Genomic DNA, 13454 nt, shown 5'->3' on the forward strand with positions numbered 1-13454 from the left:
TCGTTGGCCTCCTGCATTTTACGCAAGCCTATATGTTGCTGGAGAAGTAATACCTTGCTTCCAAGGCTTCAGACGTTGCGAACAGGGAAAATGACAACAGTAATATCAGCAGCACATTCTCAGCCATTCTGTATTTTCTTGCCCTGCCATCGATAGTTCCACGCGATTGGAAAAGACAGGCCAGAAGTAGGATGGGTAGCAAAAAGTAACGGCCCTGAACACCCAATATAGTTGAGGCGGGATGGGGCGTCCAAGTTACTAGAAGTGAAAAGAAAACTATGAAGAACCCACCAAATGCAGATGAAATCAAGGCAAATGAAGACAGCCCATCATCTATTCTTCCCTGAAGTATCGCAAACATCAGGATCAACAGGACAATAAGAAATAATGTAGTGTAGGTCTGAGGAGAAAATGGCACATCCAGCCACCCCAAAATTCCTAAAAATGTATGAAGGTAGTAAAGAGTTCTTTGTCCGTCCGAAAGCGTGGCCCAAAGAGTGTCCGCGAACTGCCAGGGATTGAGCACATAATATTCCAAGATCTGGGTCGTGGTCGCACCTAAATCTACGCGCATATCCTTAGTTATGGATAATGCAAATCCATACCAGGAAATGATCGCGATACATAAAACCATGAATAGGGAAATGGCAGGAATGCTCCGAAAGCGAACCCCGAACGTCAGGGGTAACAACACAAGTGGCGCCATGTGCAAACGGCACCCTGCAAGTAAGAAAATCAGGGCCGATAATCCAAGCATCTTTTGAATACTGGGCCGAGTGCTTCTTTTCATTATGTCGAGGTATAGCGCGATTATCAGAAGCACCATCGCTGTGGATATGAAGTCAATGCTTGCAGATGCAGCCTGAAACAGCGTCATCGGGAGGAATAATAGTGCGATCACTAAGGCCGAAGGCACCATAATTCGAAATGCCGCAAGCAAAATCAACGACCCCGCGCTAAGAGTAAAAAGTCGCGCAAGTTTATAGCTTGCATCGACACTTTGACCCAGGAACTCTCCGCACGCGAGAGCCAGTGCTTGGGGTAAATAAATAAGAGGGAAATAATACCCTGTTCCAGGCAGTGTTTCGTAGGCGCGCTTGCCGCTCCAATCTATGTCTTTCGCAGAATTCAGTTGCGCTGAAGTGACCTTGACTTCCGGGTGATGCGGCAAGGATTTGAACTGCGCCATATAGTCGAGCAACCCAGTGTCCACATTCCCGCCTGATGCCCGACCCTCGTCAGTGCTTAACAGGAACTGACCTTTCGAGAGCAAATATGCGCGTTCGACGTGATCGAATTCGTCGGGGGATTGGAAAGGCGGTGTCAGCAGGCCTATCCACAATGCGGCACAGAACACTGACAAGATCGCAAGCAAACTCCGATCGTACGTCATGTTATTTATCGTCTATCTTTGCGCCACTGCCGACAAGCATCGGTATGCGCCGGGTGATCCGTAGACGTTGAATTGGGACCTTTGGTTCAGATGCAATGTCATAACTTGCAAAAAACAGGAGCATCTGGAATCCAAGGACAATCGGTAATGCCGAAAGCATTACGGTTCCGGTCGTGGCTGGCACACCGGTCGCAACAGACTCTGACCATGCCACCGCACCAAAAATGACCCCAAACCCCAAGAGAAGGACTCCAAACAGGAGGTTCAACGACGCAAGAGAGAAATCGCGCAGAAAATACATGTAGATAACGCGCTTTAGTGTGGCAACCAAATGGCGCCAAAGAAATTCAAACATGACACGTCCGACGCGAAGCCCGCTGACTTCGTCGGCATAGACAGCTCGCATAGGAATATCGATCACGACAGCCCGAAGATCACCGAGACGAATGAGCATGTCACTTTCAAAGAAATATCGCTGGCATACTTTGTCGAGATCAATTGAGGCGAGCGTACGGGCATGTATCGCGGTAAACCCATTGGTTGGATCAAATATGCTCCAGTACCCACTTGATAGCTTCGTTATGAAGCTAAGAAACGCGTTGCCGAACAACCTGACCCAGGGCATTTCCCTCACCGCAGTACCCGAATAGAACCGGTTGCCTTTTACATAGTCCGCTTCCCCAACTGCGATCGGTTGTACAAACTGAGAGATCAATTCAGGGGCCATTTGACCGTCCCCATCAACCTTCACGACTATTTCGGCATCTGCATCCAATGCTGCCCGATATCCCGTGATTACAGCTCCACCCACACCAGTGTTTGTCTTATGCCTTAAAACCGTCAGGCGGGGATCCTTTATTGTTTTTTCAATGAAACCACCTGAATCTTCGGGGCAGGCATCATCGACTGCAAAAATATGCTCTACTTCTGGACCGATACGCGCGATCACATCTTCAATGTGGCGCTTGACCTTGAAACAGGGAATAACGACTGCAATGCGCATATTTGATCCCCCGATTGAACCTCGGGTCCACTCCTAGCCTCACAAACTGTAATTATGTCAGTGATGAATTCCGCGCAAAACGACCGAAAGCGATAATACACGCACGTTGCATAAAAGCCCCACACGCGCGATTTGGAATGCTCCGTTGAACCCCTGATTGGAAACAAAATTCAATCAGCGCATGACAGTTCGTAAGAAGTTTTTGGCGATTATTCCGGCACTGCAAACCGACTACGAGTGCGATTTGCGAATGCCACCAATGACAACATCACCGGGACCTCGACGAGCACCCCAACGACGGTTGCCAGCGCCGCACCCGAATTCAATCCAAACAAACTGATGGCAACCGCAACCGCAAGTTCAAAGAAATTCGAAGTTCCGATCATGGCGCAAGGAGCAGCAATTCGATGCGGAACTTTCAACGCATAGGCTGTGCCATAAGCCAAGAAAAATATGCCGTAACTCTGTACCAATATGGGCACTGCGATCAGCACAATTACAAATGGCCGGGCCAAAATCGTTTGCCCCTGCAGGCCAAACAAAATGACGACAGTGGTGATCAAACCCACAACCGACCAGGGCTTTATACCTGCCGAAAATGTATCGATTGCATCTTGCGACCCAAGCCACCTGCGCGTGATCAACCCGGCTATCAAGGGCAAAACTACATAGAGTACCGTTGCCAGGATAAGTGTTTGCCACGGAACCGAAATCTCTGTGACGCCCAATAAAAATGCTACTATTGGCGCGAACGCGACAACCATGATCAGATCATTCACCGAGACCTGCACCAAAGTGTACGTTGCGTCCCCTTTTGTAAGTTGCGACCAGACGAAAACCATTGCAGTGCACGGAGCAGCCCCAAGCAGGATCAGGCCCGCAGTGTATTGAGCCGCGTCTTCAGGTTGAATCCATGGTGCGAAAACGAACTCAAAGAACAAAACAGCGAGGATCGCCATGGTGAAAGGCTTTACCAGCCAATTCACGACAAGGGTGATGATCAGGCCCTGAGGCTGACGCGCAACACCCGCGACAGCACCAAAGTCAACGCCAACCATCATTGGATAGACCATTGCCCAGATCAACAACGCCACAACCAGATTAACGCTCGCCACCTCTGCCGATGCGATAACCTCGACCAGCCCGGGCACTGTCTGGCCAATTAATACACCCCCGATCATGGCAAGCGCGATCCAGACGCTCAGGTAGCGTTCAAAGATACTCATAAGATTGCCTCATTGGTCGGTGCTGTAAGTTTACAGGATATGAGTGCAGAAAGGCCGATCATGATTGCTGCGGTGCCCAGCACAAATGGAAGCCCGCCCAATTGATACGTGACGCCCGACAGAACGGTACCGATCAATCGGCCCGCGGCATTGGCCATATAGTAAAAGCCTATATCCATCGTGACCCTTTCAGATTTGGTGAATGCCAGGATCAGATAGGAATGAAGCGAAGAGTTGATCGCGAATATCGCCCCGAAGAACAGCAAGCCAATTACCAAAGTGACAGTCAGCCATACCGGCGACCCTGTAGAAAGCAGGGTTGCGACAGTCAGAATTGCTGGGATGCAGAATAAAGCAGCAGCCCAGTCACGTGCGGCGCGTATTAAATCTCGTTCAGAGCGCTCAGACGCGCGCAGGATTTTTGGCGCACCGGCCTGAACCGCACCGTATAATATCACCCAGATGGCCATAAACGTGCCGATCAAAAAGAAGGCAGCGCGGTTCGCTTCCTCAGTGCCATCGGAAAGCACGGCATAGAAATAGATTGGAATGCCGACGACAAACCAAACGTCCCGCGCGCCGAACAAAAAGACCCGTGCCGCCGAAATCCAGTTTACATTGGCCGATTTCGAAAAGACCTCAGAGAACTTGGCGCCCTTTCGCCCATTGGGAAGACCGACTGGCATGAAGGCAAGAATAGCACCCAAAACCACAGCCAGTATAATCGCCATAAGTAAAACGGCCCAATTAAAACCCAAAGTCGCCAACAGCGCCGCCCCGAACAAGAAACCAATACCTTTCACGGCATTCTTTGATCCTGTCAGGATGGCAACCCATCGGAATAGACCGCCACCTTCGGCTGGGGCAAGCAGTTTGACTGCCGATTTTGACGACATCTTTGCCAGGTCCTTGGCGACCCCACTTGCCCCCTGAACAATCATCACAAATGCCACCGAAACACTCATGGCCCATTGCGGGTCAAGCTGCGTCAGCGCTAGCAAGGCCACGATCTGCAGCGCCAGGCCTGCATAGAGAGTTGCCGCCAGCCCAAACCGGGCCGCAATCCAACCTGCAGCGAGGTTGGTCACCATTCCAGCGATCTCGTATAAAACAAACAGGTAAGCCAACTGCACCGGAGAGAAGCCCAGAGTATGAAAGTGCAACAGCACCAGCATCCTGAGCGCCCCATCGGTCAGCATAAACGCCCAATAGGCGGCCGTTACGGCGATGTAGGCCGGCAGACCATCAGGTCTTTGCGTCACAATGATGCCCCGACCATCAAGGCAACATCGACCAGGCGGTGCGCATATCCGAATTCATTGTCATACCACGCATAGATTTTCACCTGGGTGCCATTCACCACCATGGTTGAGGGCGCATCAACGATCGAAGAACGTTGGTCGTTTGTATAATCTGCCGACACCAAGGGTCGCGTTTCATAACCTAGAATACCGCTGAGTTGTCCTTCAGCGGCAGCCTTGAACAAGCCATTGACCTCCTCAATGGTTGTTTCTCGTTCAACCTCGAAAACACAATCTGTCAGCGACGCATTCAGCAATGGAACACGCACGGCATGCCCATTCAATCGACCCTTTAGTTCCGGATAGATCAGCGTAATGGCCGTTGCTGATCCAGTTGTGGTTGGGATCAACGAATTCAATGCCGAGCGGGCACGACGCAGGTCTTTGGCTGGACGATCAACCATTGTCTGCGTGTTGGTCACGTCATGAATCGTGGTCATAGACCCGTGCCGGATTCCAAGATTTTCATGAATGACTTTTACGACCGGAGCGAGACAATTGGTCGTGCAGGATGCTGCAGTCACAATGTGATGCATTTTGGGGTCAAATGTATCTTCGTTGACACCATATACAATGTTGGAGGTCGGACCGTCCTTGACCGGCGCAGAGACAACCACCTTCTTAACACCGGCTTTAAAATACGGCGCCAACTTGACCTCGGTCTTGAAGGCACCCGTGCAATCGATCACAACGTCGATGCCATCCAGTGGGAGTTTTGTTAGGTCGTTTGTTCCGACGAACGGTATGCGCGTTCCATTGATGGTGATGCTTTCGTCCTCATGATCGAAAGACCCAGCCCAACGGCCGTGCACAGAATCAAACTCTAACAAGTGCGCGTGCATTGCGGCGTTACCCACCGCGTCGTTGATCCATGCGACACGTGCCCCTCGTTCCAAAAGCGGCTTCAGGGCAAGCTTTCCCATCCGGCCCAGACCATTCACTGCATAAGTTGTCATGTTGTACTCTCAGCGGCAGATTTGCCGATTTCATCGATGGCGGATTGCAAAGCGAGGCGATCAAGACTTTCGACCGGCAACGCAGAAAAGGCCTCAATCCGACGTTTAAGTGCACCATAGGCGTTTTGAAACGCGAGGCCCTTCTCCGCATGGGTACCCTCGGCCTTGACCGGATCCGCCATGCCCCAATGACCGCTGATCGGTTGGCCATCCCAAGCCGGGCATTCCTCGTTTGCCGCCTGATTGCAAACCGTAAAAACGAAATCGAGGTCTGGTGCATTCGGCCCTGAGAATTCAGCTATGTTCTTTGAACGCAAAGCCGAGATATCGTGGCCTTTGTCTTTCAGCACCTGAAGGGCAAACGGGTTCAATTCAGAGGAAGGCTTGATCCCTGCCGAGAATACATTGAACCGATCCCCGGCAATTTCACGAAGCAGCGATTCCGCAAAGATAGAGCGGGCTGAATTTCCTACGCAGAGGAACAACACGTTGAATTTCCGATCATCCTCGACGTCATTTCCCAAATCGAAGGGCATACACAAATCAGGTCGTCCGAGACAGCAATCCAAGAATAAGTAGTCGAGCATTTTCCGCACAGAATGCATATCAATTGAATAGAGCAAAGAGGTTCCAACCCTCTGCTGATTTATGATCTGAGCGTTCTGCAGTGCACTAAGATAGCTCGACATGGTGCTGGGCTTGATATCGAGCGCCGAACCCAGCTCTCCAGCCGGTACCCGATCAGGATATCGCCGCATAAGCATCCGAAACACCGCTAGCCGATGTGGATGGCCTAATGTGTTAAGTTGGTTTGAGATATATGATTCCATATTTCGTGAAATATTGAAATTATATCTAGGATGCAATTACTTTCTATGAGCCAGGACTTCCAATGCAAGACAGACATGCTAACCAAAGGAACAGTGTGCACCAACCAAGGCTCTGAACAGAATGATTGCAAATCTGATGATGTATCAGCGCCCGCAGCTGGCAGCAGCCCATGATCGGTATTGGCAGCTGATACTTCGGAACCTGAATGAATTAGGTATAGATGGCCCCGAACATCTCTCTCAGAACGCAGAAGAGTTTTTTGTCTGGAAAAACCCGAATTTGGTATTAAGCCAGACTTGCGGCATGCCGTATCGCATCTGGCTGCATGACTTGGTCGAGCTGGTCGGCACACCGGACTACGGGCTTGATGGCTGCCCCCCAGGATATTATCGTAGTGCACTTGTCGTGCGTTCCGATGATGCCCGACAGGACATCGTAGAATTCAGCGAGTCAATCTTTGCGTTTAATCAGACATTCTCGCAGTCAGGTTACGCTGCTCCGTACTGGCATCTACGCAAGCACGGTTTTTGGTTTCAAAATCGCCTACACACGGAACAGCATGTCAAATCAGCTCAAGCGGTCGCCTCAGGACGTGCGGACATCGCATCGCTAGACGCTGTGTCCTGGAAACTGATGGAGAAGCATGATGCGTTCGCGCGGGAATTGCGGGTTCTGGATTGGACCGCGCCGACACCTGGATTGCCGCTTATTACCGCGAATGGAAATGACGCGGATTCCATATTTAATGCAGTGAAATCTGCGATCGAACTCCTTGATCCGCTGGATCGGGGCCTTCTCGGATTGCGTGGTATCGTCCGAATTCCAAAAGACAAATACACCGAGATACCCAACCCACCTTGATTTGAGCGTTTATCGAAGCTTCGGATCAAAGATTGAAAGGCAATCTGCTTCAACCCGCGAGCTTGTAGCGATGGATCAACTCAAACCGCCCATCTATACGTTCACCACACAACGCGATCTGATCAACAACAAACGGAACCGGCAGTTCAGGCAGAGACTTCAATATCGTCTCTGTCCAGATCGGAATATCCAGCTTGGGCAACCGTGCAGTAAGGGTCATGTGGAATCGGAAATCGTCCATCACATACGGGTAACCCCATCGGGTCAGTAGGGCATTCTGACGGGCGCTCATCCCCGGTCGCCGCCGCCGTTCAAGTTCTGCCACAGACAAAGGCGCTCGGAATTCATCCAAGTCTTGGACGCAGGCTGCAGCGACCCGGTGCAACCCCTTAGAATCACCGCGTGGTATCAGCGCCAAAAAGCGGCCAAGTCTAGTCAGTTCCAAACCATCGCATTTCGCTGGAGCAAGCCCCGACGCCAACTCAGCCACGCGCATATGCAATTCCTCGGCTGTGCTGTCACCGGCCAACCGAAATGGCGGTTTCAACGTTCCGTGAAAGCCATATTTGCGCGGCGTCATCGTGATTCCATCCAAACCGGGAAAATCGAACAAAGGCGCTTCACACGCGCTGATAATGTCCCAACCCAGCCAGGATGCCCCGAAACGGGCCAACGGGCCGTGGGGGGGAACATAGTAGATCGCAAAACGAGTATACGACATGAACTCCTCTTATCCTGCATCCTCTGTGATAGCGATGTGTCAGGCATTCCGTGGCTTGCCAAGGTGCGGTTGGCTTTGCCTGATCAGGTTTTAACCGGGGCTGTGATCACCGAACAGGGCGTGGTTGCGGATACTCAAGAATGGGAGCACCGCCTTCGCGCTGGCCTCAACACTGTATTCTATGCACTGCACATTGGGTCTATGAACCGCGCCCTCACCCCCCATTGCTCGGCACCTGGAGCGATCGCAAAAGCGCTGTTTAACGGCAGGTAACCTTGACTAGTAGCAGGTAGAAAAGGGCTTTCTCTAGGGCTTTGAGAATTTCGCCCACCTTCTCATTTCCCATTCCCTGCAATCTTGAAACTTTGAGGGAATGCACCGGGATTCGAGATGGCCTAAAGGATTTTCATGTAATATGCGGCAATCCGGCGCTTGAACTCCGTCAATCTAATGTATACGAAAGTATACTATACTGATCCAGCGACAATTATGCCGCCGCGAATATCGCCCCATAGCATGCCAGAGATGCGGAAAAATAACATGAGCCTCTACAACGACTACTTGACCGAGATCGAAGACCGCAAGCAACAGGGTCTCAGCCCCAAGCCCATCGATGACGGTGCACTGACCCGCGAAGTTATCGACCATATCAGGGACACCGGCAGTGCGCACCGCGATGATTGCCTGCACCACTTTATCTATAACACCCTGCCCGGCACCACGAGCGCCGCAGGTGAAAAAGCGCGCTTTTTGAAAGAAATCATTCTGGGCACTGTCGAGGTTGAGGAAATCAAGGCAGCTTTCGCCTATGAGCTATTGAGCCACATGAAAGGCGGCCCGTCGGTCGAAGTGTTGCTTGACCTTGCACTGGGCACCGACCAAGCGACAGCGCGCGATGCGGCTGAGGTGCTCAAGACACAGGTCTTTCTATATGAGGCCGATACAGATCGCATCAAAGCGGCCTACGAGGCAGGCAATGTCATCGCTGCTGACCTTCTGGACAGCTACGCCAAGGCAGAGTTCTTCACCAAGCTTCCAGAGGTCGACGAAGAGATCAAAGTTGTCACCTATGTGGCTGCTGAGGGCGATATCTCAACCGACCTTCTGAGCCCGGGCAATCAGGCACACTCCCGTGCTGATCGCGAGTTGCACGGCAAATGCCTAATATCAGAAGAGGCACAGAAGGAAATCGAAGCGCTGAAGGTCAAGCACCCCGACGCGCGTGTCATGCTGGTTGCTGAGAAAGGCACGATGGGCGTCGGATCATCACGCATGTCCGGGGTTAACAATGTCGCCCTTTGGACCGGCAAGCAGGCAAGCCCGTATGTTCCGTTTGTCAACGTCGCGCCAGTCGTGGCGGGAACGAATGGCATCTCTCCCATTTTCCTGACCACCGTAGGCGTGACCGGCGGGATCGGTGTGGACCTTAAGAACTGGGTCAGAAAAACCGACGAAGACGGCAAGCCGATCCTGAACAATGACGGCAACCCGGTGCTGGAACAGAAATATTCGGTCGCGACCGGAACCGTACTGACAATCAATACGAAACAAAAGAAACTATACAGCGAAGATGGCAGCGATGAACTGGTCGATATGGCCGGATCATTCACACCGCAAAAGATGGAGTTCATGAAGGCCGGTGGGTCTTATGCCATCGTATTCGGCAAAAAGCTGCAAACATTCGCCGCTGAAACTCTGGGGATCGAGGCACCACGTGTCTTTGCACCTTCGAAGGAAATCAGCGTCGAGGATCAGGGTCTGACCGCCGTCGAAAAAATCTTTAATGCCAACGCACTGGGTGTAACGTCCGACAAGGTATTGCACGCAGGGTCCGACGTGCGGGTCCGCGTCAACATCGTTGGCAGCCAGGACACAACCGGACCAATGACGGCACAAGAGCTTGAGGCCATGGCCGCTACGGTCCTTTCTCCTTCGGTCGACGGGGCCTATCAGTCGGGATGTCACACGGCTTCTGTCTGGGATGCCAAAGCGCAGGCCAATACGCCCAAATTGATGGCTTTCATGCACAAATTTGGTTTGATTACCGGTCGTGATCCAAAGGGCGTCTATCACGCGATGACAGACGTTATCCACAAGGTTCTCAACGACATTACTGTTGACGATTGGGCAATCATCATTGGTGGTGACAGTCATACCCGGATGTCCAAAGGTGTCGCTTTTGGCGCGGACTCTGGCACCGTGGCGCTAGCTCTGGCGACAGGTGAAGCCACCATGCCAATCCCTGAATCCGTAAAAGTGACCTTTAAGGGCAAGATGGCTGATCACATGGACTTTCGCGACGTGGTTCATGCAACACAGGCGCAGATGCTGGCACAGCACGGTGACAATGTGTTCCAGGGTCGGATTATCGAAGTGCATATTGGAACGCTGTTGGCGGACCAGGCCTTTACCTTCACCGACTGGACTGCGGAAATGAAAGCCAAAGCTTCAATCTGCATATCCAACGACGAGACCCTGATTGAGTCACTGGAGATTGCCAAATCGCGCATCAAGATCATGATCGAAAAGGGCATGGAGAACGATGCCCGGATGCTCAACAGCTTGATCGAGATCGCGGACAAGCGCATCGAGCAGATCAGGTCGGGTGAGAAACCCGCGCTGACTCCCGATGAAAATGCCAAATACGCTGCCGAGGTCATTGTCGATCTGGATGAAATCGTGGAACCGATGATCGCGGACCCAGACGTCAACAATGCGGATGTCTCAAAGCGTTATACCCACGACACCATCCGCCCGATTTCATTCTATCGTGCAGAAAAGAAAGTGGACCTTGGGTTCGTAGGGTCATGCATGGTGCACAAGGGTGATATCAAGATCGTCGCTCAGATGCTGCGCAATCTCGAAGCCGATCAGGGCGATGTCACATTTAAGGCTCCGCTGGTCGTGGCCGCTCCGACTTACAATATTGTTGATGAATTGAAGGAAGAGGGCGACTGGGAAATTCTGCAGAAGTATTGCGGATTCGAGTTCGACGATGCTGCACCTAAGGTCCAGGCCCGTACCGAATACGAAAACATCCTTTATCTTGAACGTCCGGGCTGCAACCTTTGCATGGGCAACCAGGAAAAAGCGGCCAAAGGGGACACGGTTCTAGCCACATCGACGCGCCTGTTCCAAGGCCGGGTGGTTGCGGATTCCGAAACCAAAAAGGGTGAATCCTTGTTGGGCTCAACTCCTGTTGTTGTCCTATCGGCAATTCTGGGACGTACACCGACGCTGGATGAATACAAAACAGCGGTTGAAGGCATTGATCTGACCAAGTTCGCACCTCCAATCCAGAAGCCCTTGGCTGGTCTATCCGTACATTTCTAGATCGGCGATCAACATCGGAAAGACGGTGGAAGATACAGGGGCTTTGGTTTTTATAGATGCGGTGCTATTTGCGCCGCATCACTTGGTCGACGTTAAAGAACTGAGCTGTGATTTTCTGGCCTACTCCGGTACAAGTTTTTCAGACCGCATTTGGGTATCGTCTGGGGATTCTGGCGTTATTGACTTCGCTTTTCCCCTACAAGGGGCGTTGCGTGTCGGATGCAAACCCGAACCGATATGCGATGGGCACCCTTCAATACGAGGTGCTGGTGGGCCTGTCGGCGACTGTACGCTATTTTCAGGAAATCGGTTGAGCCACTGGAGCCAGCGGCGGAGATATGGATCGCAAGGGTTGACCATGGATGGTCGTCGGATCAGAACAGTGGCGATCTGGGTTCACTGCCCTGCGGCAAGGCTCGGTTACCTGACTACACCAGGTCAGCATATTTCCGTTCAGTCGGCTTGGGCCTTGAGGGCATCGCCATGGTTTGTGGCATCTGGAAACTTCCTCAGGCGCAAGGACTGAGCAACAGGGAGAGATGAGATGAAAATCAAGCCTTTTGGCGTTGAGATCTGGATGAATGAATTCGAAAACCATTGCGAGTTCAATCTGGCCGAAACCTGTGTTGCATCTCTGACAATCGAGCAGCTTCTGGAATTGTCCGGCAAAAACTCCGACGTTCTTGACGATCTCAAACCAATGAAGCTGACCTATGGCGCGATCGAGGGTTCTGACCGATTGCGTGATGCGATTGCGACGCTTTATGAACGGCAAGAGCGCCAAAATATTGTCGTCACACACGGGGCGATTGGGGCGAATGCGCTGATCCATGAAACGCTGGTCGAACCGGGCGACCATGTGATCTCGGTCCGGCCAACCTATCAACAGCATTATTCGATCCCCGAGAGTTATGGCGCCACAGTTGATATCCTTCACCTGCGGCCAGAAAACGGCTTCTTGCCCGATCTCGATGAACTCGCCAATTTGATCCGACCAGACACGAAGTTGATCGCAATCAACAATCCCAACAATCCGACCGGCGCATTGATGGATGCAGGCTACCTGGAGCAATTCATTGAGATTGCCCGGCGCAGTCAGGCCTATGTGCTGTGTGACGAGGTGTATCGTGGCACCAGCCAAACCGGTGACGGATTCTGCCCCGCGATAGCGGACCTCTATGAACGAGGTATCAGCGTGGCTGGTATGTCCAAGACCTTTTCGCTGGCAGGATTGAGACTGGGTTGGATCGCAGCGGCAACGGAGGTGCTGAAGGCGGTCTCCATCCATCGCGATTACAACACGATCAGCGTTGGAATGCTTGACGATTATTTCGCCGCCCTCGCGCTGGAAAACAAATCCCGCATTCTGGAGCGCAGCCACCGCATTACCCGCGGAAACCTAAAAATCCTTGATGATTGGGTATCGAATGAACCCAGAATTTCTTATGTCAAGCCACAGGCGGGCACCACCGCGTTGCTTAAGTACGATTTCGATATGTCGTCTCGCGAATTCTGTGTCTCATTGCTGGAAGAAACTGGGGTGATGTTCACACCTGGCTCAGTTCTGCATATGGAGGGTTGGTTACGTATCGGTTACGCCAACAACCCTGAAATTCTCAAGACCGGTCTTGAAAAGGTCAGCGGCTATCTGAGGCGGCTCGAAGAGAGAGGCGTTCCATTCGCCACAGAAACCATCACATGAACGGGCCAATCTAAGAAAAACTCTGGAATGCAATGCAGATCCACCCACGTTTTCTGTCTGCATTTTTTTAAGTTAAACAGACGGTTCTCTAAAGAACCGTGCAGAAGGCCTCGTTCAAAACCCCGTA

11 protein-coding genes are annotated in these 13454 nt (G+C 51.9%); 4 read left to right on the forward strand and 7 right to left on the reverse strand.

Translation table 11 applies throughout. The features are described 5' to 3' along the window. Positions 1–28: 28 nt before the first annotated feature. The 6 genes from ACR0DU_RS18100 to ACR0DU_RS18125 form a co-directional block, all read right to left on the reverse strand. Entirely contained in the window at positions 29–1393 is a 1365-nt protein-coding gene (locus ACR0DU_RS18100) for a DUF2142 domain-containing protein (RefSeq protein ID WP_480876372.1), read from the reverse strand. Between the two features lies 1 nt (position 1394). Beyond that, positions 1395–2396 carry a glycosyltransferase family 2 protein gene (locus ACR0DU_RS18105; protein ID WP_480876374.1) on the reverse strand — a complete coding sequence of 334 codons (1002 nt, stop codon included), beginning with the start codon at positions 2394–2396 and terminating at the stop codon, positions 1395–1397. A 209-nt stretch (positions 2397–2605) separates the two neighbouring features. Then, positions 2606–3622, reverse strand: coding sequence for an ACR3 family arsenite efflux transporter (gene arsB, locus ACR0DU_RS18110; protein ID WP_480876376.1), 1017 nt, complete (start codon positions 3620–3622; stop codon positions 2606–2608). Further along, the gene (arsJ, locus tag ACR0DU_RS18115) at positions 3619–4884 is read right to left on the reverse strand and encodes an organoarsenical effux MFS transporter ArsJ (protein ID WP_480876378.1); all 1266 of its coding nucleotides are present in this window, start codon (positions 4882–4884) and stop codon (positions 3619–3621) included. Before arsJ ends, arsB begins: the two co-directional genes overlap by 4 nt. Further along, a complete protein-coding gene (locus ACR0DU_RS18120) occupies positions 4881–5879 on the reverse strand; it encodes an ArsJ-associated glyceraldehyde-3-phosphate dehydrogenase (RefSeq protein WP_480876379.1) in 999 nt (332 codons plus the stop codon). Before ACR0DU_RS18120 ends, arsJ begins: the two co-directional genes overlap by 4 nt. After that, positions 5876–6709, reverse strand: coding sequence for an arsenate reductase/protein-tyrosine-phosphatase family protein (locus tag ACR0DU_RS18125; protein WP_480876381.1), 834 nt, complete (start codon positions 6707–6709; stop codon positions 5876–5878). The genes ACR0DU_RS18120 and ACR0DU_RS18125 overlap by 4 nt, the downstream gene beginning before the upstream one ends. A 121-nt stretch (positions 6710–6830) precedes the next feature. Here ACR0DU_RS18125 and ACR0DU_RS18130 point away from each other — a divergent pair, with 121 nt between their 5' ends. Beyond that, positions 6831–7571, forward strand: a complete 741-nt coding sequence (locus ACR0DU_RS18130) for a phosphate/phosphite/phosphonate ABC transporter substrate-binding protein (RefSeq protein ID WP_480876382.1) — start codon at positions 6831–6833, stop codon at positions 7569–7571. A 49-nt stretch (positions 7572–7620) separates the two neighbouring features. Here the strand turns inward: ACR0DU_RS18130 and ACR0DU_RS18135 are convergent, their stop codons facing one another. Beyond that, positions 7621–8292, reverse strand: coding sequence for a DUF1045 domain-containing protein (locus ACR0DU_RS18135; RefSeq protein ID WP_480876384.1), 672 nt, complete (start codon positions 8290–8292; stop codon positions 7621–7623). Positions 8293–8328: 36 nt separating this feature from the next. On the opposite strand from ACR0DU_RS18135, the gene ACR0DU_RS18140 reads away from it, so the two are divergent. The 3 genes from ACR0DU_RS18140 (at position 8329) to ACR0DU_RS18150 (ending at position 13327) form a co-directional block, all read left to right on the forward strand. Continuing rightward, entirely contained in the window at positions 8329–8565 is a 237-nt protein-coding gene (locus ACR0DU_RS18140; RefSeq protein ID WP_480876385.1) for a hypothetical protein, read from the forward strand. 267 nt (positions 8566–8832) lie between these two features. Further along, complete coding sequence (locus ACR0DU_RS18145) at positions 8833–11625, forward strand: bifunctional aconitate hydratase 2/2-methylisocitrate dehydratase (RefSeq protein WP_480876387.1); 2793 nt, start codon at positions 8833–8835, stop codon at positions 11623–11625. A gap of 544 nt (positions 11626–12169) precedes the next feature. Continuing rightward, positions 12170–13327: an aminotransferase gene (locus ACR0DU_RS18150; RefSeq protein ID WP_480876389.1), complete on the forward strand. Its 1158-nt coding sequence runs from the start codon at positions 12170–12172 to the stop codon at positions 13325–13327. The last annotated feature ends 127 nt before the right edge of the window (positions 13328–13454 follow it).

It is taken from the genome of Ruegeria sp. G2 (genome assembly GCF_056533505.1).

Bases quoted from the DNA above. Each gene is read 5' to 3' on its own strand.
- ACR0DU_RS18150 (WP_480876389.1), top strand. From the start codon at position 12,170: ATGAAAATCAAGCCTTTTGGCGTTGAGATCTGGATGAATGAATTCGAA.
- arsB (WP_480876376.1), bottom strand. From the start codon at position 3,622: ATGAGTATCTTTGAACGCTACCTGAGCGTCTGGATCGCGCTTGCCATG.
- ACR0DU_RS18145 (WP_480876387.1), top strand. From the start codon at position 8,833: ATGAGCCTCTACAACGACTACTTGACCGAGATCGAAGACCGCAAGCAA.
- ACR0DU_RS18135 (WP_480876384.1), bottom strand. From the start codon at position 8,292: ATGTCGTATACTCGTTTTGCGATCTACTATGTTCCCCCCCACGGCCCG.
- ACR0DU_RS18120 (WP_480876379.1), bottom strand. From the start codon at position 5,879: ATGACAACTTATGCAGTGAATGGTCTGGGCCGGATGGGAAAGCTTGCC.
- ACR0DU_RS18125 (WP_480876381.1), bottom strand. From the start codon at position 6,709: ATGGAATCATATATCTCAAACCAACTTAACACATTAGGCCATCCACAT.
- ACR0DU_RS18105 (WP_480876374.1), bottom strand. From the start codon at position 2,396: ATGCGCATTGCAGTCGTTATTCCCTGTTTCAAGGTCAAGCGCCACATT.
- ACR0DU_RS18130 (WP_480876382.1), top strand. From the start codon at position 6,831: ATGATTGCAAATCTGATGATGTATCAGCGCCCGCAGCTGGCAGCAGCC.
- ACR0DU_RS18100 (WP_480876372.1), bottom strand. From the start codon at position 1,393: ATGACGTACGATCGGAGTTTGCTTGCGATCTTGTCAGTGTTCTGTGCC.